This is a genomic window from Paenibacillus sp. GCM10027626 (genome assembly GCF_042676285.1).
Taxonomy (GTDB): domain Bacteria; phylum Bacillota; class Bacilli; order Paenibacillales; family Paenibacillaceae; genus Paenibacillus_Z.
Genome location: NZ_JBHTHC010000030.1, coordinates 33,954 through 60,380 on the forward strand (window position 1 = coordinate 33,954; position 26,427 = coordinate 60,380).

The 26,427-nt window shown below is 51.0% G+C and carries 22 protein-coding genes; 6 read left to right on the plus strand and 16 right to left on the minus strand.

The features are described from left to right. Positions 1 to 48: 48 nt before the first annotated feature. Entirely contained in the window at positions 49 to 1,752 is a 1,704-nt protein-coding gene (locus ACFQ0N_RS34320) for an MMPL family transporter (protein WP_379334623.1), read from the plus strand. Positions 1,753 to 1,926: 174 nt separating this feature from the next. Here ACFQ0N_RS34320 and ACFQ0N_RS34325 read toward each other — a convergent pair whose 3' ends face one another. The 11 genes from ACFQ0N_RS34325 to ACFQ0N_RS34375 form a co-directional block, all read right to left on the minus strand. Next, a complete protein-coding gene (locus ACFQ0N_RS34325; RefSeq protein ID WP_379334624.1) occupies positions 1,927 to 2,760 on the minus strand; it encodes an amidohydrolase family protein in 834 nt (277 codons plus the stop codon). Positions 2,761 to 2,827: 67 nt separating this feature from the next. Beyond that, positions 2,828 to 3,283 carry a GNAT family N-acetyltransferase gene (locus ACFQ0N_RS34330; RefSeq protein ID WP_379334625.1) on the minus strand — a complete coding sequence of 152 codons (456 nt, stop codon included), beginning with the start codon at positions 3,281 to 3,283 and terminating at the stop codon, positions 2,828 to 2,830. Continuing rightward, positions 3,280 to 4,539: a PucR family transcriptional regulator gene (locus ACFQ0N_RS34335; protein WP_379334626.1), complete on the minus strand. Its 1,260-nt coding sequence runs from the start codon at positions 4,537 to 4,539 to the stop codon at positions 3,280 to 3,282. The genes ACFQ0N_RS34330 and ACFQ0N_RS34335 overlap by 4 nt, the downstream gene beginning before the upstream one ends. Before the next feature lie 689 nt (positions 4,540 to 5,228). Continuing rightward, positions 5,229 to 6,347 (minus strand): alanine dehydrogenase, encoded by a 1,119-nt coding sequence (gene ald / locus ACFQ0N_RS34340; protein WP_379334627.1) that lies wholly within the window; start codon positions 6,345 to 6,347, stop codon positions 5,229 to 5,231. A 107-nt stretch (positions 6,348 to 6,454) separates the two neighbouring features. Then, complete coding sequence (locus ACFQ0N_RS34345) at positions 6,455 to 7,219, minus strand: glycerophosphodiester phosphodiesterase family protein (RefSeq protein ID WP_379334628.1); 765 nt, start codon at positions 7,217 to 7,219, stop codon at positions 6,455 to 6,457. 50 nt (positions 7,220 to 7,269) lie between these two features. Further along, entirely contained in the window at positions 7,270 to 8,631 is a 1,362-nt protein-coding gene (locus ACFQ0N_RS34350) for an ABC transporter substrate-binding protein (protein WP_379334629.1), read from the minus strand. A gap of 78 nt (positions 8,632 to 8,709) precedes the next feature. Beyond that, positions 8,710 to 9,543, minus strand: a complete 834-nt coding sequence (locus ACFQ0N_RS34355; RefSeq protein WP_379334630.1) for a carbohydrate ABC transporter permease — start codon at positions 9,541 to 9,543, stop codon at positions 8,710 to 8,712. A gap of 30 nt (positions 9,544 to 9,573) precedes the next feature. Beyond that, the gene (locus ACFQ0N_RS34360) at positions 9,574 to 10,452 is read right to left on the minus strand and encodes a carbohydrate ABC transporter permease (RefSeq protein WP_379334631.1); all 879 of its coding nucleotides are present in this window, start codon (positions 10,450 to 10,452) and stop codon (positions 9,574 to 9,576) included. After that, the gene (locus tag ACFQ0N_RS34365) at positions 10,445 to 11,515 is read right to left on the minus strand and encodes an ABC transporter ATP-binding protein (protein ID WP_379334632.1); all 1,071 of its coding nucleotides are present in this window, start codon (positions 11,513 to 11,515) and stop codon (positions 10,445 to 10,447) included. Before ACFQ0N_RS34365 ends, ACFQ0N_RS34360 begins: the two co-directional genes overlap by 8 nt. Positions 11,516 to 11,554: 39 nt before the next feature. Further along, the gene (locus ACFQ0N_RS34370; RefSeq protein WP_379334633.1) at positions 11,555 to 12,316 is read right to left on the minus strand and encodes a DeoR/GlpR family DNA-binding transcription regulator; all 762 of its coding nucleotides are present in this window, start codon (positions 12,314 to 12,316) and stop codon (positions 11,555 to 11,557) included. A 30-nt stretch (positions 12,317 to 12,346) separates the two neighbouring features. After that, positions 12,347 to 13,555, minus strand: a complete 1,209-nt coding sequence (locus tag ACFQ0N_RS34375; RefSeq protein WP_379334634.1) for a sn-glycerol-1-phosphate dehydrogenase — start codon at positions 13,553 to 13,555, stop codon at positions 12,347 to 12,349. Positions 13,556 to 13,857: 302 nt separating this feature from the next. Here ACFQ0N_RS34375 and ACFQ0N_RS34380 point away from each other — a divergent pair, with 302 nt between their 5' ends. The 3 genes from ACFQ0N_RS34380 to ACFQ0N_RS34390 are packed head-to-tail and all read left to right on the plus strand — an operon-like array spanning position 13,858 to position 17,623. Next, entirely contained in the window at positions 13,858 to 15,405 is a 1,548-nt protein-coding gene (locus tag ACFQ0N_RS34380; RefSeq protein WP_379334635.1) for a spore germination protein, read from the plus strand. Beyond that, a complete protein-coding gene (locus ACFQ0N_RS34385) occupies positions 15,402 to 16,502 on the plus strand; it encodes a GerAB/ArcD/ProY family transporter (RefSeq protein ID WP_379334636.1) in 1,101 nt (366 codons plus the stop codon). Before ACFQ0N_RS34380 ends, ACFQ0N_RS34385 begins: the two co-directional genes overlap by 4 nt. After that, the gene (locus ACFQ0N_RS34390) at positions 16,499 to 17,623 is read left to right on the plus strand and encodes a Ger(x)C family spore germination protein (RefSeq protein ID WP_379334637.1); all 1,125 of its coding nucleotides are present in this window, start codon (positions 16,499 to 16,501) and stop codon (positions 17,621 to 17,623) included. Before ACFQ0N_RS34385 ends, ACFQ0N_RS34390 begins: the two co-directional genes overlap by 4 nt. 91 nt (positions 17,624 to 17,714) lie before the next feature. On the opposite strand, the gene melA is transcribed toward ACFQ0N_RS34390, so the two are convergent. The 3 genes from melA to ACFQ0N_RS34405 are packed head-to-tail and all read right to left on the minus strand — an operon-like array spanning position 17,715 to position 21,293. Then, positions 17,715 to 19,127: an alpha-galactosidase gene (melA, locus tag ACFQ0N_RS34395; protein WP_379334638.1), complete on the minus strand. Its 1,413-nt coding sequence runs from the start codon at positions 19,125 to 19,127 to the stop codon at positions 17,715 to 17,717. Between the two features lie 23 nt (positions 19,128 to 19,150). Further along, a complete protein-coding gene (locus ACFQ0N_RS34400; protein ID WP_379334639.1) occupies positions 19,151 to 20,203 on the minus strand; it encodes a Gfo/Idh/MocA family protein in 1,053 nt (350 codons plus the stop codon). Further along, the gene (locus tag ACFQ0N_RS34405) at positions 20,196 to 21,293 is read right to left on the minus strand and encodes an FG-GAP repeat domain-containing protein (protein ID WP_379334640.1); all 1,098 of its coding nucleotides are present in this window, start codon (positions 21,291 to 21,293) and stop codon (positions 20,196 to 20,198) included. The genes ACFQ0N_RS34400 and ACFQ0N_RS34405 overlap by 8 nt, the downstream gene beginning before the upstream one ends. Before the next feature lie 152 nt (positions 21,294 to 21,445). Between ACFQ0N_RS34405 and ACFQ0N_RS34410 the strand changes: the two genes are divergently transcribed. Next, complete coding sequence (locus ACFQ0N_RS34410) at positions 21,446 to 22,282, plus strand: AraC family transcriptional regulator (protein ID WP_379334641.1); 837 nt, start codon at positions 21,446 to 21,448, stop codon at positions 22,280 to 22,282. Between the two features lie 95 nt (positions 22,283 to 22,377). Here ACFQ0N_RS34410 and ACFQ0N_RS34415 read toward each other — a convergent pair whose 3' ends face one another. Both ACFQ0N_RS34415 and ACFQ0N_RS34420 read right to left on the minus strand, forming a co-directional pair. After that, the gene (locus ACFQ0N_RS34415; protein WP_379334642.1) at positions 22,378 to 24,612 is read right to left on the minus strand and encodes a YhgE/Pip family protein; all 2,235 of its coding nucleotides are present in this window, start codon (positions 24,610 to 24,612) and stop codon (positions 22,378 to 22,380) included. 74 nt (positions 24,613 to 24,686) lie between these two features. Next, positions 24,687 to 25,277 (minus strand): TetR/AcrR family transcriptional regulator, encoded by a 591-nt coding sequence (locus tag ACFQ0N_RS34420; RefSeq protein ID WP_379334643.1) that lies wholly within the window; start codon positions 25,275 to 25,277, stop codon positions 24,687 to 24,689. 176 nt (positions 25,278 to 25,453) lie between these two features. Between ACFQ0N_RS34420 and ACFQ0N_RS34425 the strand changes: the two genes are divergently transcribed. After that, complete coding sequence (locus ACFQ0N_RS34425; RefSeq protein ID WP_379334644.1) at positions 25,454 to 26,236, plus strand: IclR family transcriptional regulator; 783 nt, start codon at positions 25,454 to 25,456, stop codon at positions 26,234 to 26,236. The last annotated feature ends 191 nt before the right edge of the window (positions 26,237 to 26,427 follow it).

The following is a 26,427-nucleotide window of genomic DNA, read 5'->3' on the forward strand; positions in this document are numbered from 1 at the left end:
CAGAGCAACTTTTTTCACTAATTTACTATAAGCAGGAGAGGTACAGCAATGCTTTTAAACGGAGTCAAAAGACTCGCCCGTTCTGTGAGCAGCAACAAAGGCAGCTGGGCGGTCATTACCATATGGATGATCATTATCGTTTTACTGCAAACTTCGATGCCGTGGCTTGCCCCGCGGGTCGACAATATGCAAAGTCAATTTAATGCCAGCTTGCCCTCAAGAACAACAGAGCAATTGCTCAAAAAACATTATCCGACCGACGAACAGCCCCCTGTTTTACTAGTCTGGCAGCGCCAAAGCGGTCTGACGAAAAAGGACTATGCCGAAATTGACCTTCTGTCTCAAACACTATATGAAAAGCCGATTTATAATCAGAAACATGTTGGCGGGCTCTACGATGACATGCGGGGATCCATTAACGGAAGAATCTTCGTTCAGCCGCTCTACCTGAAGAAAGGCATACTGCCTGCGGACATAAAAATTTCACTGCGCGAACTTGCATCCGTCATTGGGGAACAATTCATTCAAAACCCTTTAAACGTTTCCGTAAATAATAAAGAAGAGCTATCTGTCCGCATCAGCGGACCTGCCCCGATTATTGTTGAGGAAAGCGAGCGTACCAGTCCCGACCTGTTATTGCTGCTGGCCGTCTTTTCATTCATTGTAATCATCCAATTGCTGGTGTATCGTTCGCCGGTCTGGGCGGCTGCTCCGATCACGGCCATTGTCGCTGCCTATTTGGCCTTAACCCCGCTGCTTGCCGAAATGTTTGCCCGCGGCTGGATCTCGTATCAGGAACGCTTTTCGGCAATCGTGCTTATGGTGCTGGCCGTATCGGTCATCGATCATCTATTCTTTATCTTTTCGTCCTATCGTATTCACCGCAAGGAACAAGGGACTATTTTGCATGCCATCGGTAAAATAGTGCGTCAATCCTCCTTTATCTTTGCTGCGTTCGGATTGATCGTTACCTTAATAACGTTCTTGCTGCTTATCGCCCAGTACGGGCCGATCGAGCGATTCTATTCCTGGGCGCATGCGGCCGCGCTGCTTATTGCTTTGGCAAGCGCTGCGCTGCTGCCTGCATTGAAAAATGTACTTGGCTTTGAACATCCGGCAATTGAACGCTCTGTTGACGACGAACGCCTGCCGCTTACGAAAACGTGGCCGGCTTTCATTAATATGATGCTGGTCCTCGCCATCGGCGCCGGGGTAACCCTGCAGATGAAGTATACCTTCGATACTTTATCAACCTATTCGGCCAATTCGCCTTCTCCTTCCCGGGAAGGGATGATTCTGCTGGCAGGGCATATGGACCTCGGCAAGCTGGCGCCGATCCAGCTCCTTGTAAACCGGCAAATGAATCAAGCCGAAGCCGAAAACTTGCGGCATTCACTGCAGTGGCTGCCATCTATCACTTTAGTAACACACCCTATGCGGAGCAAAATCAATCCGGATATGTTTTGGTACAAGATTCGGCTGGCCGGCAATCCTTACTCGCTCATGGCGATGGAGAACCTGACCGATATACGCAGCGTCATCAAAAAATATTTAGCGCCCGACATGACGGCCGCCAGCCTCAATGCCGCAAGCAAAAACTTTTGGCTTGCGGGACCGACAGCGGCGCAATACGACCGCTACTCGGCATCCAAACGTGCCTCAATCGTGCTAATACCGGTAATATTGGTCGTGTTTATTCTCATGCTGCTGCTCTTCTTTCGCGCGATTCGCAATTTTATCGGCTATCGGTAGGCAGCGGAAAAACATCGTTAAGCGTAATAGTACCGGTAGTTCTGCGGTGTGCAGCCAACGAGCTTTTTTGAAAAAGTGAGTGAAAATTTCGGTACAGTTGCTGCCGACGAATGATAAAGAAGCCCGGGACAGCACTGGTCGTTGCATCAGTGACTCTTCCGGGCTTCTCGTTTATTAGGTTGCAAGACGATAGAAGCGCGCCGCATTGCGGCCACACACATTAGCTCTTTCCGCCTCGCCCCATGCAGCGGGCAGACAAGCTTCATGCAGCTCCACCACCTGATCGTACGAAGCCGATAATAAGCATACCGGCCAGTCACTGCCGAACATTACCCGCTCCGCGCCAAATATGGCGATAGCATGTGCAGCAAACGGCACAATTGATGCCGTCGACCAACTGGCGTTCTGCCGCTCCGGCACCATCCCGGAAAGCTTGCACATCGTGTTCGGGTAAGCGGCAATTGCCGTCATTTGCGCCGCCCACGGCTCCATCGCTCCATCCTCAATATTAGGCTTGGCTAGATGATCGACTACAGCCCGCAGGTGAGGAACCTGCTCAAATAAACGGAGCAAGTACGGAAGATGCCGCGGATTGGCTTGCAGATCAAGAGGGAACCCGGCATCGGCCAGTATTCGGAGGTGCTCGACTACACGCTCCCGCAAGATCCATTCGGACGGCAAATCCTGAATCATCGGCCGAAGGCCGACAAACCGCGGATTTTCCAGCAGCCTTTCCCATTGTCCGATAAAATCGCGGGCAGTCAAATCAAGCCAGCCCACCACTCCGGCAACTGTGTCTTCCTTGGCGGCAATAGCCAGCAAAAACTCCGTCTCGGCAACGGTCGGCGCCGCCTGCACAATAATCGAGCGATCAAATTGATGCCTGGTCAGCAGCGGCTTTAATTGTTCCGGCATGAAGTCAGCGTATAGACACCCCGATGCCGGCTGCAGCCAGCCGTAATCCCCCCGCGCAGGCTGCCAATAATGTTGGTGAGCATCGATATTCATAGTGGTGCAGCCTCCATCTTTTTCTTCCAATCAGCCAGCAATTGCTACAGCGCCTCGTACGGCACTCCTATAAATCCTGCGACATTCTGACCATATCTGTCACCTGAATGCCGTTCTCATAGATTGGCTCATCGTAATGCCGTATAAAAAAGTCGCGATCAATCGCCGTCATGCGGAAGCCGCATTTTTGATACATGGCCAGCTGGACAACGCCTGAATTGCCTGTTCCGACCTCAATCGTCTTATAACCCTCCGCCTTTGCCGTTGCCACGGCATGCAGCACCAATTGCTTCCCGATTCCTTGCCCATGGTAGTGCTCATCTACCGCTACATTAACAAGCTCGGCCGTATCCGGCCGTGTCGGGACCAATACATACTCCCCGATAATTTGCCCCTGCTCCAGCTCGGCGACAAAGCATAGGCCGCGCGCTGTGTACTCCTTAACAAGCCGTTCAGAAGGATCGGCCAGCAGCAGCAACCCCATCGGCAGCGGCTCCTCCGGCAGCAAACGTCTGATCTTCATAACGCATGATGCACTCCTTTCATTAATTCCGTCTCTTCTGTAAGCAAATCTACATAAAGCGATAATAAATAGCCAGTTTCCCGCAAATGATGTCCGGTCAGCTCTGCGACCCGATTGAGACGGTAATGAAGCGTATTAATATGAACATGCAGCAGCGAAGCGGTCTGCTTCGGATTGCAGTCGCAGGACAGATAGACGGCGATCGTTTTAATCAGATCGCTTTTATGCTCGCGGTCATGCTCCCGCAGCTGCGCAAGCAGAGGGCTGGCCAGTCCCTTTCTTCTTTTCTGCTCCATAATAAGCGGCAAGTGCATCAGAAATCCCAGATCCTCATAGTGCCAGATCTGTCTTGTCTGGACGGGCAGCAGCCGTTTGACCGTTAGCAGCTCGCTAACTTCACTATATGCTTGGGCGGCGCGCGTATAGGATCCTTCTACCCGGCTGCACCCTGCCATCACAGAAGGCCGGCCTTGCTCCTGCAAGCGGCCCGCAAGCAAAGCTGTCATCTGCGCCATCTTCCCTTTGCCTGCTTGCATCATTTTCGCCGAAAATACGCCAATCACTTGGGTATGGTCAGCCGTCAGCATAATAGGCTGCATCTGCGCTTCTGCCGCCGCTATCCCGTTGCGAATGCGGTCCAGCTGCTCTGCCGTCACAGCATGCTGGAAATCAAAAATAACGATGCAGTAGGATGGCGGCAGTGTAATCGCCAGTTCAGCGGCATCCTGCATAATCAAAGCTTCCGAGCTCGCATAGGAATGTGTCAATATTTTCCATAAAAATTCATTTTGTAAATGCTCCTGCTTCGTACGCCGGCTGCGCCGCTTAAGCAAAAAATGCTTGGCTGCTTCTGCAGCCCCTTCCAATGCTCGCTCCGCTTCGCCCGGAATCAGATTGCCTCTATCAACGACCCATATATATCCAAGAATTTCCTCCTGTCTTCTCACACAAACAGCAAGCCGCGGGCCCAGCCCCACTTCCGCTACTGCCGGAATTCTCACCGCCTGCAAAGAGGCTTCGAGCTGCTGCATCACTCCGCATTTGCGCAGCCCGGCGATAACCGCCTCCGGCACCCGCCTTCCTACAATCGTAGCCAACCTGGCATGATCATTCTCAAACGGATGAGAGCTGTATGCGATAACATTATGATGGTTATCTTCGATCGTCAGCTGCGCTTGCAGCGTCTCACTCAGTGTATCGGCAAGCGACTCCAAATTATCATAGACACCCTTGAACTCAGCTTCCGCTTCTCTCATCCTTCGTTCCTCCGCAAGCAGACTGTAACATTATCAGATTAAGTATACTACGAAGCTTGCAGGGAATAAAAGCGCTGACGAGTGGTCGCTACGAAACAGAGGAGGCAGTCTATTAATTGTGGACAGCTGTAAGTGTGGGCAAAGCGGGCCTGAGCGGATCGTGGTTCCGTTACTTCCTTCCTCTGCAAAAGCCACTGCAATTTTTGCTTTGGTCACGTATAAGCAATGTATTTTGTGGACATACTCATAGTAAACCGACTCCTTTTTTTTGTTTGTAGCTCTGCTTTTTGGGTGATGGTTTTTCTTACTACCATTCTCGCCAAAAGTAATCTACGTGATGCAAAAGAGGGATGTCGGTTTCGTTCATTATAAAATCCCACAATTCTATATGATTTTTCATACAGAATCATTGATCTCGCCTGCTCTAAGGTCAATTCTGTATGATTTTTCATATAGAATCGTCAGAATTAGCGCAAAATGATCAATTCTGTATGATTTTTCATACAGATTCATCGATTTCGCCTTCCCTAAGGCCAATTCTGTATGATTTTTCATATAGAATCGTCAGAATCGTTGTTTTTCGAGCCAGTAACGGATCGTATGTCCGCATGGCTCACAGTTGCCGGGTCCCACCCTTTCGCAACTAAAAAAAGATGAGGCAGAACGCAACGTTCTGCCCCATCTTTTTTTTAATTGACGACCATTTCCTCTACTTCCGCACACGGCTCGCCGAAAGCAGCCGCTACTGCCGGACATGTAATATGGCCGCCTGCAGTATTGACGCCGCTGCGCAGCGCAGGATTAGCGGCAATTGCTCCCGAGACGCCAAGATTGGCGATTTGCAGTGCATACGGAACCGTTGCATTCGTCAGCGCAATCGTGGAAGTGCGAGGCACTGCGCCCGGCATATTGGCTACCGAATAATGCAGCACGCCATGCTTTTCGAATACCGGATTGTCATGAGTCGTCACCCGGTCGATCGTCTCGACAATACCGCCCTGGTCGATCGCGACATCGACGATAACGGAGCCCGGGCGCATCGCTTTGACCATCGCCTCCGTAACGAGTCGCGGCGCCTTCGCGCCGGGAATAAGGACGGCGCCAACCAGCAAATCCGCTGCGGCTACAGCTTTGCCTATATTGTAGGGATTAGAAATTAACGTTTGAATTTGCGCGCCGAAAATGTCGTCCAGTTGGCGAAGGCGATCCGCCGACAAGTCAATAATGGTAACCTCGGCGCCCAAGCCAAGCGCCATCTTCGCCGCATTCGTCCCGACGACGCCGCCGCCGATAATGGTGACGCGGCCGCGGTCAACGCCCGGAACGCCCGAAAGCAGTATGCCTTGCCCGCCATTGGGCTTTTGCAAAAACTGAGCGCCCAGCTGGATCGCCATGCGGCCAGCAACTTCACTCATCGGCGTAAGCAGCGGCAATGTGCGGTTGACCGCAATCGTTTCATAAGCAATTGCGGTTACTTTTGTTTCCTTGAGCGCTGCCGCAAGCGCCGGCTCAGCAGCCAAATGCAAATAAGTGAACAGGATGAGCCCCGGGCGGAAATAGCCATACTCACTGGCAAGCGGCTCTTTGACCTTCATAATCATATCGGCCTTGCCCCATACCTCAGATGCTTCTGCTATGAGCTCGGCGCCTGCCAGTTTATAATCCTCATCGCTAAACCCGCTGCCGCCGCCCGCTCCCGCTTCAACCATGACATGATGGCCGGCATTATGCAGCGTCATTACACCTGCCGGTGTAATAGCAACACGATTTTCGTTGTTTTTGATTTCCTTTGGAATCCCAATTCGCATGAACGTTGCTCCTTCTGTGGCGGAATGAGTGCTGTAGAGATCGTACCACAGATTGTAAGCGCTGCATTTAGTGTTTTACATGAAGATGCCAAAGAAATTTTGTATATTTACACAATCAACAGCTCTCTGAGTTTCAGGGCCGGCAGCGGGTTGTTGCACGTCATAACAGTCGAGCCGCAGCCGAGCGCATAATAAACCTGCTGCACAGTATCCGGGCAGTAGCACCATACCTGCAGCCCCATTGCGCGGTACTCCTTAACTATTTGCGGCGTCATCCGGCTCATTTCCAGCCCGATTGCCCACATTTTAGAATAGGTGCCTTGTTCGCCAGCCTGGAAATTGCTCATTACGTCGCCCGGAAAGCCTTGTGTTTTTACACTATGCTTATCATTGAAATAGGCGATAATGTCAGCATCGAAGCAAGTAAAGACACAACGTTCCAAGCAATTATACTGCCTTAGCATCGCAATCGCAGCATCTGCTACTTCCTTTGCACGCGGGCCGCTCTTCACCTCAACATTGAGCAGAACGGCAGGATACTCGGCCAGTAAATCGCATAATTCGGCCAATGTCGGAATTTGCAAGCCTGCGAATGGCTTGCCGAACCAGCTGCCTGCATCCAGGCGCTTGATTTCCTCCAGTGTAAAGCCGCTCACCGCGCCTGTGCCATTGGTCGTGCGATCGACAGTTTTGTCATGAATGACGACGACCGTCCCGTCTTTGGTCATATGCAGATCAAATTCAAGCATTTCAACTCCCAGCTTCAGCGCTTCGGCAAAGGCGAGCAGCGTATTTTCCGGATAGTCCGACTTGTACCCGCGATGGGCGGATACGACGATTGACGTGGTTTGCTCCAAGCTTTCGATTGTCATAATGATCTCCTCCTGCACCAAGACCCGACATCGATCGGTGTTTGTTCATTTTATTGAGTCAAAATACGGTCCGCTTCCTTCTTGAACGTCGCGAGCGTTGCCGGAATGTCTTTACTGTCATACATGATGGCTTCGATCGCCGAGAAAAACTCATGCATCACTTCAGGCCAAACGACCGCTTTATTGGTATCGATCGCGTATTCGAGCTGGTCATAGGCAACTTTGCGATTCGGCTCTTTTGCCCAAAGCGCTTTAATCTCTTCCGACTCTACCATTTTTTTCGTAAATGGCAGATATCCGGATTGCAATATAAATTGCAGGGCGCCTTGTGAATCAGTTTCCATCCAATGAATGAATGTCCATGCTGCATCTTTATTTTGCGAGCCGGCCATCATCGCCACATTGGCGCCGCCAGTAGGTGTAGCATGAACTTTATCTTTCGGCAGAAACGCTGTAACATAGTCGAAATCGACTGTATCTGTCAGACTGCCGATTGTGCCAGTAGATTGGTACATCATTGCCACTTTACCGCCAACGAACATTTGGTTCGTAATGTTGCCGGAATCCTGAGCTGGCGGATAGTAGAGCGCGCCCGAATTTTGCATTTCCTTCAGTTCCTTGAATACATGCTCGCCAACACCGTTATCGACAAATCCTTCTGATTTGACATCATCGTTGAAGAACTTGCCGCCAGCTTGCGTAATCATCGCAATCGGATACCAAGTGTCATACGGCATCGTCAGACCGTAACGCTTGAATTCGCCATTTTCTTTGATCACCATCGCATTCGCCACTTTGTTCATGTCTTCCCAAGTCGTTGGCACCGCCAGTCCCTGCTCATCTAGCAATGTCTTGTTCACATGCAAAATTGGTGTAGAACGATTTAACGGCAAAGATACCAATTGGTCATTGAATGTGGAATGTCCCATCAGACCAGCAGTAAAATCATCAGCGCTCATGCTCGAAGAGGTTAGGAACGGCGTCAAATCCTCAAGCACTTCCGAATCGGCAAACATTTGGACATAGGCACGCTCCAGCATCGTTACATCCGGCGCAGTATTGGAAGCAACGGCTTGCTGCAGCTTCGTTACCGTCTCGTCATAATTGCCTTGGAAGGTGCCGACAACCTCGATATCAGGATGCGAATCATTGAAGCGCTTGATCAAACCATCGATATACTCCCCATTCTTCCCACCCAGTGAATGCCAGAATTGAACCGTCACTTTGTCAGCTGTGTCATTTGTTTGCGTTGTATCGCTAGACTTCTCGGCATTTGTACCTGTATTAACACCCGTGTTTGTACTTTTGTTTACCACCCCGCCATTCGACCCTCCATTCCCGCCGGAACAACCGGCAAGCACTCCAACCACCATCGTTAATGTAAGTAATACGGATGTTTTTGTTCTGTTCATCTCACTTTACCTCCCATAATATGGTACAGCTTTTTATTTTGAAGGGAATGCTTCTGCCAGCAGCCAGCAGCTATCCCGTTATTTGATACCGGAATAAACGAAAGCCTTCACAATTTGCTTGGAGCAGAACAGATATACAGCGAGTATCGGAACAACCAGGAGGACATTGCCGGCCATAATGATATGCCAGTTGCTAATACCTTCAGTCTCGCGCAGCTTGGCAATACCGAGCGTCAATGGACGGATCGACGCCGTATCGGTCATAATTAACGGCCAGAAGTAATCATTCCAGTGGCTGACAAAACTGAACAAAGCGATTGTCGCCAGTGCAGGCTTGGCCATCGGAATCATAATATTCCAAATAATATTAAATTCACTGGCGTTATCGAGCCGTGCCGCTTCCACCACCTCATTCGTAATTTGCATAAAATATTGTCGAAGCAAAAAGATACCAAATGCACTGGACATGAACGGCAAAATTTGCGGCAGCAATGTCTTGATTAAGCCCCAGTCCGCCATCATCATATATACAGGAATAAAGGTAACCTGGGACGGAATCATAAACGCGAGCAGCACAAGTCCGAACAGTATACTTTTACCGGCAAATTTATATTTGGCAAAGGCGTATGCAGCCGGAATCATGACAAGCAATTGGATGACGATAATCGATCCTGTCACAATCACCGAGTTGCGCGCATACAGCAGAAACGGCCCGGCATTCAGTGCTGTTATGAAATTGCTCCATTGCGGCACAGCTGGAATCCATGTTGGCGGAAAGGCCATCGTCTCGCGGAACGTCTGGAGTGAAGTCGAAATCATCCATAAAAACGGAAAAATAAAAATTAGCATAACAACAGCCTTCAGCAGCAGGCTGACCGTCCCTTTTACATATTTCCATTCCATCGTCTTCAACGTATACGCTCTCCTTTCTCGAGCTCCTACTCATTGATAATGTACTTTTTTCGACAACAGCCGGAAGTAAAGGAAGGTCAGCAGCCCGATCACCGCCAATAGGACAACACCAGTAGCTGCCGAGTAGCCAATATTTGTTGTACGGAAGCCGTAAATATAGTACACAATCGTATTAGTGGCTCCATTCGGGCCCCCGCCGGTCATCACTTGCACCGTGTCAAAAACTTTGAATGATCCGATTGTCATAATAACAAGAATAAAGAACAGCTGAGGCGAAATGATCGGTAATGTAATTTTGTAAAATACTCTCCACTTGCTGGCATTATCCAGTGCAGCTGCTTCGTAAATACTTGGCGGAATACTTTGTAAGGCGGCCACAATGATGAGCACATAATAGCCGATTCCTTGCCACACCGACACTATAATAACTGAGGCCATCGCCGTTTTGGAGCTTTGCAGCCATTGCGAGGTCGGCAAACCGAACGTTTTCAGCACATAGTTAAGAAATCCGAGATTCGGCTCCATCATCCATAGCCACACAAGCGAGATCGATACGACAGATACGATATGAGGTGTAAAAATGCCCGCTTGTACAATCGTATTGATTTTACTCTTTTTACTCAGCCAGAGCGCAATCACCATCGATATGGCGATCGTCAGCACAACAACACAAACGGTGTAGATAAACGTATTCGATAGCGCCTTATAGAAATCAGGACGTGTGAAAATTTGCGAGAAATTGTCGAGTCCGATAAACTTGCTCTTTGCCTTGTTCATCAAGTTGTATTTATAAAAGCTGAGATAGATTAGATACATGATTGGATAAACGACGAAAGCAAAAATCCCGATCATCGCAGGCGCGATCATGACATATGGCCGCACAACAGCCCATTTGCTCCGGTTATCCATTGCGCATCCCTCTCAATGCCCTCATATATTCCGCATAGGACCGATCATCCCGGCGAATGCGGCTGCCGTCCTCTGCAAAGAAAAATAAGTGCTCAGGCGCGACATCGATCTGCACTTCCTGATCAACCGCGAACAAATCTTCCAAACATTTGACCATGTATGCGTTTCCATCGCTTCTCCGAACCTGATACAGCGTCTCCGAACCGAGCATTTCTCTAGTAACGATCATACCTGTCATCGAAAAATGATCCGGGTTCGTTCCGCCAGCTTGCCCGGCCGGCCTCACCTGCGCCCGTTCCGGCCGGAAGCCGAACTTCGCGCCATTCATGCTCAGCTCGCCGATATTCATAGGCGGAACGCCAATAAACTGCGCAGCAAACAAATTGCTCGGATCATGGTACATTCCATCCGGCGGAGCTTCCTGCTGAATAACCCCTTTGTTCATCAGCACGATATTGTCCGCCATCGACATCGCTTCCACCTGATCGTGGGTTACATAGACGAACGTTGTGCCAAGCTGCTTATGCAGCTCGATCAATTCCAGACGCATTTGCGCCCGCAGCTTGGCATCCAGATTGGACAGCGGTTCATCCATCAGAAAGACCGACGGCTTCTTCACCATCGCCCTGGCCAGCGCAACGCGCTGCCTTTGTCCGCCGGACAAGGTTGACGGCTTGCGATCGAGGTAATCTGCCAGGCCGACGGTAGCGCTGATCGTCTCGACCAGCCGCTTCCGTTCTTCTTTGTCTACTTTATTGTTTTTCAGGCCAAACTCAATATTTTCTCTAACGCTCATAGTCGGATAGATGGCATAGTTTTGGAATACCATCGCCACTCCGCGTTTTCCGGGCGCAATGCTGGTGACATCTTTGCCGCCAATGAGCACCGATCCTGCAGTTTGAGGATCAATACCGGCGATCATCCGCAGCAATGTCGTTTTGCCGCATCCCGAAGGTCCAACAAGGACCGTAAAGCTTCCATCCGCGATCGTTAAATGCAAATCTTTGATGACATCGTTCTTTTCGAACGTCTTGGTTACGCGGACCAATTCTATCGACGCCACGAAAACCCCTCCTCGTCCTATTCGGCCCAAAAATTCAGTTTAGACGGCATGCACCGTTATCCCGCTTTCCCGGAACTGCTGCAATGTTTCCTCGGAGGCTTCTTTTCCGGTAATCAGCATATGAATCGCACTATTAGGCGCTACAGTATGAAGCGACAGCTTGCCGATTTTACTGTCGTCGGTGACGACAATAATTTCGCTTGCCGCCCGGATCATTCCCTGCTTGGCCGGCACAAGCGCCGCCTCCGGATGCATAAGTCCGTGCTGTGGATGCAGAGCCGGCGTGCCGATAAATGCTTTTGACGCATGGAGCGATTGCAGCACATAATCCGTAAACATGCCATTGAGCATATAGCTTGACGGATACAGCTCGCCGCCAGTCAATATTACTTTTACACCGGCAGCATCACGCAGCTCTGCCGCTACATTGATATCATTTGTGACGACTGTAATGTTGGAGCGATAAACCAGATTTCTGGCAATATGCACGGTTGTCGTTCCTGAATCGATAATAATATGATCCCCGTCCTCGACAAGACTTGCCGCTTGCCGGCCGATCCGCTCCTTCTGATCAAGCTTATGGGTCGATCGTTCGCTGAACGATGGTTCGTCATGCGTCCACTGCTCGACAATGACGCCGCCATGCGTCCGCTTAAGCAAGCCGTCCTGTTCAATCTCCATCAAATCCCGCCGAATCGTCGCTTCATGCACGCCAAACTCCCGGGCTAATGTAACAATCGTTGCTGTTCTATGTTTTCGTACATACTCGACAATTTTCATTTTTCGTTCAACTGGCAGCACGGCAGTTCCTCCATTCGATTCAGCAGAAGTCTATTGACCCCATTCGTTCTTAAGACGAAGCAGCGTATAACGCTCAGGCCGCACCAGATGCGCTTCGCGCAAGCTTCTTGCCAGCAGCTCGCCTTCTATTCCAAGCTCGGCAGTAGTTACCGGCGCCCCTACTTTTTGCAGCAAGGCGCGCAGCGTCTCCTCCTGCGGAATTTGCTTGATGCTGCTGGCAATTTCCGTCCAATTGCTTGTCAGCCGCTCGGCCTGCTGCAATTGCTGTTCTGTACAATGCTCTGCCGCCAGCGCTATCCCTTGTTCAGCGAGCTGGTGGTATAGCCTGCTGATTTGCAAACAAGCGACGCCTACCTTGGCGCCATGCAGCAGCTGCCGTTTGCCGAGGCGCAAATACTCCATTTCCCAATAGTGGGACAAATGGTGCTCGGAACCCGATGCCGGATGCGATTTGCCGAAAAGCAGCATGGCAAGACCCGATTGAACAAGTGCGGTGATCAGCGTCCGTATTCCTTCCTCGCGGCCCGCTGCAATCAAATCGGCCTGCGCCACACATTGCTGGAGCGCTTCGGCAGTAAGCTCTGCCGATACCGGCAAGTATGGCTCGCCGGCGATAATCGCTCCGAACTTCCAATCAAACAGCGATGTGTATTTGCCCAGCATATCGCCAAACCCGGCGGCAATTAATGAGGCCGGGGCCTTCTCCAATACATGCAGGTCGGCAAAGATGGCGTCCGGTCCGATGGCCGGGATCGTTATTTTTTCTCCGCGGACGATTAGCGGTGCGCCTTTGGAATTAAAGCCATCTACCGACGGCGCTGTCGGGACGGATATAAAAGGATGTCCTGTCGTGTAAGCCGCATAGCGGACAATATCGTGAATCGTTCCGCCGCCTACAGCGAGCACTGCTTCCGCCTGCTGCTGCTGAATCGCCAGTATAAGCTGAATGACTGCGCGCTCGTCCGCAACTACATCGCCTTGCAGGTCCGGTTTAATCAGTGTGACTTGCACATGAATCCCCGCTGCTGCCAGCATGTCTTCCAGTTCCTTGCCCGCTGCTGCATAGGTCGCCTCATCTGCCGCAAGCGCAACCCGCTGATAGGATTTGCCCGCTATATAAGGAGCGACCTGCGCAAGTGCGCCAGGATCAATACAAATCATATCCAGCGCCACTTGCCGGCAAGCATCTTCGCCTAGCGCTCTTGCCGATTGCTTGATTTTGCTAACTAAATCAGTCATATTGTACCAACCTCTCGTGAAATGAACACAAATGCGCACATTTTTGCAATATGATGTCCACTTTTGCTCTCTTTCACTCGTATTATACTATAATTCTGCAATATTATGCGAATGTTATTTCCAAGTATAAAATTTGTAAATACGGATGAAAGCCGAGAGTGAGTTTAATCATTTTGGCCGGATACCTTTGCCCATAGCTCCAGCTCATTCGACATTTAGCATGGCAAAAGAGGGATAATTTTTCAATCGTCAGCCACAATATAGAACAGCATCCAATTCGTTAGCTCATTTCAACATGAAGGATGGTATCTATGCTTGGCTTACTGCTAAAATTGCTTAAACCGAAGCGAAATTCCGGCTCTAACCGCCCCCGTCAGCAGGAGAAAACCCAGCCTAATCTCGCCGCCAATTTGGAAATGGTTCACTCCCGTTTTCCATTGACACCCGATCTTGTCATCCGGCAATTGACAATCGGCGGTACGGATACAGCGGCAGCGATTGTCTTCTTTGACAGTCTGACCGATAAAAGGACGATCAACAGCGATATTCTCCAAACGCTTACGCAGCAGGATCATTCACAGCAAGCAACAAAGCTGCCCGTTTTCCCCAATATCGGCAGCTTTACTACGACTTCATCGTGGGAGCAAATCGATGAAAGCATTTTGCATGGCAGCACGGCGCTCTTTATCGATGGCCAGCAGAAAGCCATCATTCTGGATACAAAGGGATGGCCGCAGCGCTCCATTGAAGATCCGCAAATTGAGACTTCGCTCAAAGGAGCTCATCAAGGCTTTGTCGAGACCGGCACGCAAAATATTGCCTTAATCCGCAGATACGTCCCCAGCCGGGAATTAAAAGCGAAAGAGCTGATAATCGGCCGCCGCGGCCGCTCCAAAGCATGGATTATGTATTTGGAAGACGTAGCTCATCCGGAAGTATTGCAAGAATTAGAGGATCGCCTGCAGAACATTACAGTCGATGCGGTCCTTAATACAGGGGAGCTTGTGGAATATATCGAGGACAACCCTTACTCGCCTTTCCCGCAGTTCATTTTGACAGAACGTCCGGACTCCGCCGTCTCGCAATTGCTGCAAGGACGATTTGTCGTCATTTTGGACAAATCTCCTAACGTATTAATCGCACCGACTACCTTTGTTTCCTTTTTTCAAAACATCGATGACTACAGCACGCGCTGGCTCATCTCTTCTTTTATCCGTCTAATGCGTTTTCTCGCTTTTGTTATCGCTTTGCTGCTGCCCGCGCTATACATTGCCTTCATCTCATTTAATTACGAGGTTTTGCCGGTCCAGCTCTTATTTTCAGTTGCCGAATCCAGAACCCGCGTCCCCTTCCATCCGCTGCTCGAAGCGCTGATGATGGAGATTACACTTGAGATGATGCGAGAATCCGGTGTGCGCCTGCCGGCCCCTGTAGGCCAGACCGTCGGCATTGTCGGCGGCATCATTATCGGCCAGACGGCTGTACAAGCCGGCATTGTCAGCAACATTATGGTCATTGTGGTCGCTTCAACCGCCATCGCTTCCTTCATTATTCCGAACTACGACATGGGGACGGCCATACGCCTGCTCCGTTTTCCGATGATGTTCATCGCCTCTATGTTCGGTATTGTCGGGATCATCGTCGGCATTATGGTGTTGCTTTCCCATCTGGCTGGGCTTGAATCGCTCGGTACGCCATACGGCACCCCGCTTGCTCCGTTTCGTTGGCCGGATATGAAGGACACCTTCGTTCGTTTGCCGGTCTGGACGATGATCAAGCGACCAAAGGGCGCGCGGCCAATCCAGTCAAAACGAGCAGGCAACAGCCGCAGCAAAGGAGATGCTCCATGAAAAAATATGCGATGAACAATCTTACAATCATGCAGTTCATCTTCCTTATTCATGGCGCTCAAGTCGGTATGGGCGTTATGTCACTCCCGCGGGAACTGGCAGAGATAGCCGGAACAGACGGATGGATGTCGCTCTTGATCGGCTGGGCGCTCAATATTGCTGCCAGCCTGATCATCATCCGCATTTTCAAGCATTATCCTGACGATACCCTGTATGATTTGCTCAGACGGTTGTTCGGGAAAATATTTTCGCTTGTCTTCCTGATCCCGATTACCCTGTATTTCGCTTATTATGGCTGGTTTATTCAAGTAAAAGCCCTTCTCTATATTAAAGCCTGGTTTCTGCCGATGACCTCCGATTATATTATTATGGCGTTATTTGCCATATCTACCCTGCTCGTCGTGCGAAGCGGCTGGACGGTGCTGGGCCGATACAGTGAGCTGGTATTTTACTTGACATTCGCTATGCCTTTTATTTTCCTGCTTGTACTGAAGGAGAGCTATTGGCTGCATTTGCTGCCTTTTTTCAAAGAAGGGGTAATGCCGGTGCTGAAAAGCGTCAATAAAACAGCGTACTCGCTTGTCGGGTTTGAAATTACATTTTTTCTCTATCCTTTCCTGAACAAAAAAAAATGGGCTCCGCTAGGCGTCATCGCCGCCAATTCGCTGACAGCAATGCTCTACATCTATGTGACTGTTATTTGTTTTGTCTTTTTCAGCCCGGATGAAATTACCCATTACAACCAGCCCCTGCTCAGCCTGTTGAAAGTGTTCGAATTCCGCTTTTTGGAGCGGTTCGACCTTATTTTTCTTGCTTTTTATTTGCTGGTCGTTTCTACCTCCTGGGCTCCCTATTTGTTTTGCGCCGCCTTTAGCACAAGCCAAATGCTGGGCAAACAGGACCATAGCCCCTATGCTATCGTTCTCCTTGTCATCTCCGTGCTGGCTGTAGCTTTCTTGAAGCCGTCATGGGATGAAACGAGTATATGGCAAACCTGGCTGGGACAATTCAGCATCGGCATCGCCTATCTGTTTCCAGTCTTGCTGTGGCTGTATGTGATCATTTACCGCCGCTTCCGCAAGGAGGTGCTCCCTTGACGATTCGCATGCTAAGAGCTCTGCTGACGGCGTTCATCTGTCTCTCTCTGCTCGTTGGCTGCAAAGACCAGACCAGTGTAGAGGATGTTACTTTTCCGCTGCTGATCGGCATCGATCTGGATGAAAATAATCAGCTGCTTTTCTCCTCATCCAGCCCCGTCTTCAGCAACGAAGCCAAGACCAAAGAAGAGCAAATAGAGATCAAATCGATTTCTTTGCGGCAATCGAGGGAAGAGTTCGACCGTCGTGTAATCGCCATGACAATGGGCGGCAAAGCGCAAGCGGTTTTTATCAGCAAACGGGTGCTGCAGCATGCCGGCTGGTTTGAGTTTCTGGACCCTTTCTACCGGGACAATAAAAACACGATCCTTCCCCGCGTCATTATGATTGACGGCAAGGTGAAAGATATCATTACCTTTGCGCCCAAGGACAAGCCGCGCCTGCCAACCTATTTGAGTCAATTGCTTTCTACGGCAGTGAAACGGAATATTACAGTCAAGACCACGCTGCGGGATTTACACCGGACAATGACAGATCGGGCAGTAACACCAAGTATTACCAGATTGACTAAAGAGGATGATGATCTATTTATCGTCGGGACAGCATTGCTAAAAAAAGACGGCACCTACGCCCTCACTCTCAATCCGATGGAAAATAAATTGCTTTCGCTCTTAAAGGTCCACCATAGCGGAGAATTTCCGTTCACACTTGCTTTGCCGGAACGCGAAAACTCGCGCAGCTTTTATAAACACGATAAAACCAGCTTTACCGCTTCCAGCGTTTCCTCTGGCACGAAAGTATCCTTGCTGAACGGCAAGTATCAATATCGTATGCGCCTTAAATTGCAAATTCACCTTACGGAGCAGCTTTTTCCCGCTGCTAAGGGAGATACCGGCCAGTTGGAAAAGCAGATTGCCAGAGAGCTAAGCGCCCAATACGGGGCATTGTTCCGCAAATTGCAAAGGGCAAAGGTCGACCCGCTCGGACTCGGGCTTTACGCGCGCGCCTACACTTATCAGAATTGGAAAAAGGTGCAGAAGCACTGGGACGAAACTTTGGCTGAGGCTGACATCCGAGTCGATGTTAGCGTGAAAATTATGGATACAGGGGTAACTAAATAGGGGAGCTGTGCCACTTCTTCTGCTTGGCAAAGATCTTCATTCGGATTATCAACAAAACAAATCGCCCCGCAGAGATGCGAGGCAATTTGTTTTATTTCGCCAGTTCCCCGAAGCGCGAGAAGACGGCTAGGGCGGGGTCGATCGGCACTTCGGCTCGCTTCACGTTTGCCGGAATGACGATGTCCGGCGTCGGACGCGGGCGGCGGTTGCCGAATTGCGGCAGCCAATGGCGCTGGGCGTCCAGCATTTCTATGACCATGTCGCGGATTTTCTTCAGCGTCAGCACCGAGGATGTCAGCGGGTCCAGTGCGATGGCCTGCACGACGGTCTCTGGGTCGCCGGATTTGGCGGCTAGAACGGTAAGACGCTGCACGTTGATGTTCGTCATGTTCAGCGCCGCGCATTGGGGCGGAATGTCGCCGATGATCGTCCGATGGATGCCGGTGCGGTCGGCGAAAACCGCTCCTTCCGAACAGCATTCTGGCGGCAGGTTCGAGATCATACCGTCGTTGCGCAAGTTACCGCTGAATTTGAACGTTTTACCCGTCTCCAGCGCTTCGATGATGTAGGCGCAGTATTCGACGCTCCGCGGGGGAAGGTCGTACGATTCGTCCGCGAGTATGTCCTTCTCCTTATACTTGTCGGCTACGTAGGCGCACCAGTTATAATACGCCCCTGATTCTCCGCCGAAGGAAGGCTCGTCGCAGTAGAGATCGAGCGCTTTTTGATTTTTGCGGAACCACGGGACATACTCGGACAGATGTCCCGTGGACTCGGTCATGAAGTAACCGAAATGGCGGAACACCTCGCCGCGCACCTTCTCGTTGACATAAAACTCCGGCTGCTCGAATTTCTCGCGCAGTAGCGGATACAGGTCACGACCCTGATGGCTCAGCTCGATAAACCAGCCCATATGGTTGATGCCGGCGGTGACGTAGTCGATTTCGTGTTTCGGTACGTCGACGTACCCCGAGATCAGGTCCAGCGTCGTCTGCACACCGTGGCACAGGCCGACATACTGAATGTTCGTCTCGCCCAGCGCCCAGCAGATCATCGCCATCGGATTGACATAGTTGAGCAGCGTCGCTTTTGGGCACAGCTCTTCCATATCACGGGCCACGTCCAGCATGACCGGAATACTGCGCAGCGCCCGGAACACGCCGCCCGGACCGAGTGTGTCCCCGATGCATTGATCGACGCCGTATTTCAGCGGAATCTTGTAGTCGAGTTCGAAGGCGGACACGCCGCCGACTTGGAACGACGTAATGACGTAGCTGGCACCGGCAAGCGCCTCCCGACGGTCTGTCGTTACCGTGACCTTGGATTTCAAGCCGTTCTTTTCGATGACCTTGTCGGCGAACGCCTTGACCTGAGAGGTTTTGCTGGTTGAAGGCGCCATCAGCACGAATTCAGTGTCTTCTAGTTCCGGTGTTGCCATGATGTCGAGGATAAGTGTTTTACAGAACACGATGCTGCCAGCTCCGATAATCGCGATTCTTCTCATGTGCGAACCCTTCCTCTCCCGGTTTACTTATACTGCTGCATCAAGCGGATATAGTCCCGAGCAATCTTCAAATCTTCTAGCGCTTCCTTGGACTCGCATGGTACCGGACGGATACCCTGCACAGCGGCGATGAAGTTCATTGCCTGCTGACGCATGGCCGAACGGTTCGGCATGATGGGATACTCATAGGAAGAAGGCTCCCGCCCGTTGTCCTTCATGATTGTCACTTTTCCAGCCTGCTGGCGGGCGAGCGGAGGCGGAAGATCGACACGCACGAACCCTTTCTCGAAACAAACCAGCAGGCTCTCGTGCCACTCGATGGTGGTCTGGTAAGGGGCCATTTCCAGGGCGACGGTGACACCGCTGTCGCTCTCTCCAGTCAGCAAAACGCCGCACCGGTCACCGAAAGTTATTCGGTAAGGCTCATGCAATAGAAAACGGATAGCGTTGACTTGGTGGATGTAATAATTGACGAAAGAATCCAGCTCGCGCGTCTGCTCCTCCGAGAAATACTCGGGTCCCGACTCCATGGAGGAATGCGGATACGGATCGTCCGATTGGAGCGGAGCATCGGCGCCGCCAATCCAATCCCCGGGAGGCATCGTCACCCGAATGTACTGCAGCTTGCCGTATTCCCCGCTTGCTTTCCATTCTTCAATCCGTTTCCGGGCGTATTCCATCGCCGGGTCTGACCGCTTGTGGTAGCCGACCATATGCAATACCCGGTGCTCTTCGGCCAGGCGTACGAGTTGCTCTCCCTTCTCGACGGTCAGCGACAGCGGCTTCTCGGTGAAGACCGGAATACCGGCCCGCAAAATATCCGGAATGATGGCATAATGTGCACGGTAGGGCTGTGGGGCCACGATTGCATCCACCTGCGCGCCGTTCAGCAGATCCTCATGGTTTGCGAAAACCTGTGGAACGCCGTAACGATTCGCCACCGTTTGCGCCAGCTTCGGGCGCACTTCCGCCAGCGCGACAACCTCGCACTCTTCTCGCAGCACGGCGTAGTTGGACAGATGAGCCATCTGGCCCATGCCGCCGACGCCAACAAATCCAATTTTGATTTTACCCATCGTCTCTCTCCCCAGGTCCTAAATTTTCGAATAAATACAAGCCTTCCGTACCCGGAGCGACAATGTCGGGGTAACCGTTGCCGGTCACATCCTGAATCCACATGTAAATCCCGTTTCCGGAAGCTTCGCCCGCCGGTCCGTAATCGATAACGTACTTCTCGAACCGGCCATTCTTGATCTTAAAATAATACAGCCCGAGCGGATCGTCGAAACCGGGATCGTTGTCGTGGGCGAGATACCGCTTGCCTGTCACCAGTTCGAGCTCGCCGTCGAGATCAAGGTCCACCAGCGCAAGATCGTGATACTGCGAGGCCGACATGTCGATCTCGTGGCGGATCCAGCTGCGGGTACCGCCTTCCCCCCGAACCTGTTCGTACCAATGCAGCCCGTAATCGTGGGCCTGACCCACGATAAGGTCACACAATCCGTCTCCGTTCACGTCGTGTCCGAGGATCGGCACGCTTGCGGAGCCGAGTGAAAATTCCGGATGAAACGTCCACGGACCGTGGAACGGATCGTCAGGCTGTTCCAGCCAGCCATCGCTTAACACAACGTCCATCTTGCCGTTGCCCGTAATGTCCGCGAAGCCCAGCCCGTGACCGCTAGGCTGTTCTCCGATGACCGTTTTGCGGAATTGTCCCGTTCCCCGTCCTTGCTCATCCAGGATCAATTTGTAGAATGCTTGAGGCGTCCCCGGCGTATTGGGAAAAATCTCGGGCACACCGCAGCCGTCAATGTCGAGGTAGCGGATCGTCTCGATGTTGGAGGTCGGCTCGATCGTGAGCGTCTCCCATTCCGAGCCGCTGTCCCCTGGATTTCTGCGCCAACGCAGCGCTTCGCTCCACCAGGAGCCGGTAATGATGTCCATCCGGCCGTCACCGTCCACATCCATCGGATAGTCAGAGAAGTCGTCCCGATAATGTGCATGCGAAGAGATGTCACAAATTTTGTGCCGGGTGGTGAAATCAGGCCCCTCATACCAATAGGCGCCGCTGACAATATCGAGCAGTCCGTTCCCATTGACGTCGAATACCGAACAAGCCTCGAACGTCTCGTCGCTCAGCCGTCTTTTTTTGAACCTCAAAGCCACTCCATCGCTCCTCTCCAAGCGGATACTTATTCATTATTTGTGGAAGCGCTTCTAAATCCGCTGTTGCTACCACTTTACATCAAGAGTAAAATAAAGTTCAATGCGCATAGTTGCGAATATTGGCTATTGAAAATTGGGGAGTGCTGCTTGACATGGACGATTCGAAAATCTCGAGGATGCCGGAAATGCTAGCAGGGGCGGATTTCCGATTGAAGGCCGGAGACCGCTTCGAATATCCGTTGCATCATCACGAGGATTGCTCGGAGCTTCTGTTGATCGTGGAAGGGGAAGGGGATTTCCGCGTGGACGGCAAATCATATCATGCCCAAGCCGGATGCATGATGTGCTACAATCGTGGCATTTGGCATGAAGAACGGTCCAACGGCGACCGATTTTCCGCATTGTACGTCAGCTTTAGAGGTTTACAGCTTAAAGGTTTGCCCCAGGACCATTTGCTCGGCGTGAATCAGGAGGCCATGATCGAGCTTAAGGAGCATTTCTTGCCGGTGAAACAGCTATTGGGGGAAATAATTGCGGAAAAGCAGAGCACATGGCCGGAATCCACCTTGATTGCGAACCAACTGCTGGGCGTTCTGTTGGGCCGACTGGTGCGCTTCCTGCACTACAAGGAAGACGAAGTCCGCAAACGGCCGGCAAGGGAATTTGTGCACCTCGCGAAGCGCTTCATGGAGGAGAATTATCATACCGATATTGACCTCAGCGCGTTATCAAACTTGACGCATACGAGCGCCTATCACCTCATCCACGTGTTCAAATCGGAGACCGGATTGACGCCTATCCAGTATCTGATCCGATACCGGATGGAAGTGGCCAAGCACTATCTGGCGACGACGCGCCTGCCGATGGCGGAAATCGCCGAGAAGGTCGGGTACCGAAGCGAGACGTACTTTCAGAACCTGTTCAAGAAAACGGCGGGGGTGTCGCCCGGCCGGTACCGGTCGGAAACGCGAGAGGGGCTGGAGCTATGAAGCGAGCTCTGTCGCTCGCACAGGCTAGCGAATGTGAAGGCTTCGGTAGAAATGGACGCGGCAGACACCATATGGCGCCTGCCGCATAAGAAATATTAAGATATAGCCGCTTCTGCCGATTGCGTTGAAGCAGAAGACGTTTTGCGATGAACCATGATAAAGTAGATCATTGTCACGATCATGCACAAAGCGGTAAATATGCCGAGCATGCCGGCGTTATGCCACATTGCGGTATAGTCGCCGCTCGAAATTACGTCTTTGAATCCGGAAACCGAGTAGGTCATCGGCAGCCAAGGCGTTACTTTTTGCAGCCATTCGGGAATGAGCTCCAGCGGGAACGTACCGGCCGAGCTTGTTAATTGGAAAATCAAAATTACGATCGCGATAAACCGTCCCGGATTTTGCAATGTTGTCACCAGGAATTGAATCAGCATCATAAAGGTGATGCTAGTAAAGATTGAGAACATCAGGAAGAGCGGTACGCTTTTTACCTGCAGATCAAGAATGTACATCAGCGCCGCATCGGCGACCAGCGCTTGAATCGTACCTGCAATGATCATCGTCAGCGCCTTGCTCCAGAACCAGTTCCATCCGCTTGTCGGCTTGATGGCAGGCTCTCTTACCGCATAGACAATTGTCAATACCAAAGCGCCGACATATAAACCTAGCGACAAGAAATATGGCGCAAAGCCGGTGCCGTAGTTCGGCACTTCATTGACTGGGTTTACATCAGATTCTACAGGGCCTGCGAACATATCGTACATCGAATCGGAGACATGCAGATCGGAGGTTTTGCCAGCCGCCTCGCCCAGCTTGCTTGACAGCTCCTGTGATCCATCCTGCAGTTTATTCAGACCGGAGCTGACCTGGCCTGCGCCATCCTTCAATTGCTTCGAACCGTCGACGAACGGAGCGACATTCGTTTTCAGCGTGTTTAAGCCTTGATGAAGCTCTGCCGCGCCGCCGGACAACTGCTTGGCGCCGCTTGCGAGCTGCGCACTGCCGGCTTTGGCCTCAGCGAATTTGCTGCCAAACTGCTTCATGCCTGCCGTCAGCTTATTAGCGCCCTCCTCCAGCTTTTGACCGCCGGCAGCAAGCTGCTTGCCGCCTGTGGAAGCTTCCTGCAGCTTCGCATTTAATGTCGCGGCACCGGCCGACAACTGGCCTACCCCTTGCTCCAGTTGCTCTGCTCCCTGGCTTAGCTGCTTTTGCGCTTTAGCCGATTCTGACAATCCGGCTGCCAATTGCTTGCTGCCGGCCAGCAATTGCTGAAAGCCGGGATCAGCGGCTAATTGTTCATTTTGCTTCGCCATCGCTTCAAGGGCTTGCGCGATTTTCGCTCCGCTTTCTTCCAGCTTGGCAGCGCCTGTCTCGGCCTTGCCGAGTCCCGCCGCAAGCTGCTTCGATGCGTTTGCCGCATCCGATGCGCCGCCTGCAAGCGAACCGCCTCCTGCAGCCAGCTGGTCCAATCCATCACTTAACTTGACTGCCCCGCTTTTCAGCGATGCAGCGCCGCTTCCGAGCTCGGTAACGCCTCCGGACAGCTGCTGCTGGGCATTATACAACTGAGCCAGGCCGCTCGACAAATCGCCGGCCGCACTACTTACCTTCGTGATCCCTTGATCCAGCTTGGCGCCGCCATCTGCCAGCTTAGCCGCTCCATCCTGCAAGGACACGGAGCCGTCCACCAGCTTGCTCAAATTTTTCTCGATTAAAGCAACGCCATCTTTGGCTTTCACTGTCCCGTCCGCGAGCTGTCCTGCGCCTTCGCTCGCTTGCCCAAGCCCGTCAGCCAATACTTCTACTTGATCAAATACCGTTTTGGCATAAACTTGTGTTATTTCCTTATTCAATGCGGCCAGCATCTTGTCTACCGCTGTATTGCCAATTTGCGAGGCGAGAAAGTTGTAGCTTTCGTTGGGCAAAAACTTAAATTTGGCCGGCGTCGGATGATCTGAAGTCAATGTCGTCGTTTTTTCCGAAAAATCTTCCGGAATTTCAATTGTCATATAATATTTATTGTCCTTCATCCCGGCTTCCGCTTCATCCATAGCGACAAACTCCCAGGAGAATTGCGGGTTTTCCTTCAGCTTATCGACAAAATCTTCACCGACATGCAGCTCCTTCCCGTTAAACTCGGTCCCTTTATCTGCATTAACGACCGCTACCGGCAATGACTCAAGCCGGTCATACGGATCCCAGAAGGCTCCAAGAAACATCGCTGTATACAAGACGGGCACCATTAATACGGCAATGACAGGTATAAGCACCTTGCGGTTGCGCACAATAGAGGAAAGCTCACCGCCGAATTGATTCATCCCATTTTTCATTCGTTACACATCTCCCATTGTATTAATGACCATTTTGTTCAATTGGTCATTTTTGTTGAAAATAAATGACATCCTTACGATGCCGGTGCTGCTTGGAGTCCGAGGCCTCCTTGCAAATAAAAGCGAAACCAGGCCGCTACCTCCTGCTTTGTAAGCGGAGCATGAATTTTCTTCCAGTCTGCGGTTAATGCCACGAACAGCTTCAGCATAACTACCGCCGTCATTTCAGGATTACAAGGTTTAATCTCCCCCTTGGCAATCGCTGCAGCCACTTGCTCGCGAATATAATGAATGATCGCCTTCTCGATTTGCTGCATCCCTTCCTGCGCCATCTGGGTACTAATTTCACGCACCTCCTGCGATAGCTTGTTGGCCAGCGCATGCTCCTCGCGAAACTCAAGCAGCCGTTCAAGAACATCGCTTAAATTATCAAAAAATTGCTGCTCAGGCTGAATGACCGACTCGGCTACCAATCTCATCTCCTTGATCAAGCGATCCAGCACCTCTTGAAAGAGATCTTCTTTGTTAACAAAAAACGTATAGATCGTTCCTTTGCCTACATTAGCGATTTTGGCAACCTGCTCCATCGTTGTCGCTTTATAGCCGAAAAGGGCAAAAGACTTTGCCGCGGCTTCAATAATCAGTTCACGACGGTCAAGCACCATATGACCACCCCGCTTCAAACTTTATGACCAAAATGTTCATTTGGTCATTTTTGACTGAGATCATTCTAGCATGAATTCAAATGATTGACAATACCTAGTTTTTATTTTTGTCATGGACACAGCTTTGTCTCATATTGTAAACTGAACTCAGAAATGGAAAAGGGAGGCTGTGCCATTTGTCAAAACCAGATGCGCGGGTTAAATCGGCAGACCGGGTAATGGACATCTTGGAATTATTCTCTCCGACGGACGAGAAGTATAATTTAACGGAGATTGCCAAGCTTCTTGATATGCCTCCTAGCAGCACACATTTATTACTGCAAAATATGCTTGCGCGCGGCTATCTTGAAACGGATGAATCCGGCAAATATTTTCGGCTCGGCTATAAGATATTCGAGATTAGCAATATGTTTACCAAAAGCACGACGCTGCTCAGCGAATTCGAGCGGGTTGGCTCGCATGCCGCCGCAGAAATGAATGAATCTGTCATGCTCGGCATTCGCACAGGAGACCAGCTGCTCTACATTGCGCAAAAAAACCCTCCAGATCCGCGGCGCTTTTCTATCCAATTTACGCAATCGCTGCCCTTGTATGCTTCGGCCTCCGGTAAAATTATTTTAAGCGGGCTATCCGATTCAGCCATTAGAAAACTATACCCTCACGACAACTTGCAAGCGCTTACTAACAGAACGATTACTACAGTAAGCAGCCTCCTCGACGAACTGCGCACCATTCGCTCCGAAGCCATTTCATTTAATTTCGGCGAATCAATCGAAGGCATCAGCTGTATTTCAGCGCCGGTTTACAACATATCGGGCGTTATTATCGCAGCCATCAGCGTCTCCATTCCCGATTTCCGCGTAACCGAACAGAGCTGGCAGCATTCCATCGCCTGTATTCAGGAAAGCGCCCGGCTGCTTAGCTATAAGCCGCTGTCCCTTCCCCTCAGTTCCTCCTGATCGAAAGGTATCGTACCGCACTTGCGGATCGATACCTTTTTTTTCACGAGCGTGGAATATTTTTCACGGATGAGAAATAATTATTGACTAGTCTTATATAAAACGGCACCAACAGATCTGCAAGCGCATACATTATATCACTTTCCATTCATTCGTATATTGGATATTGTCAGAAATCGATACTTGGAGGG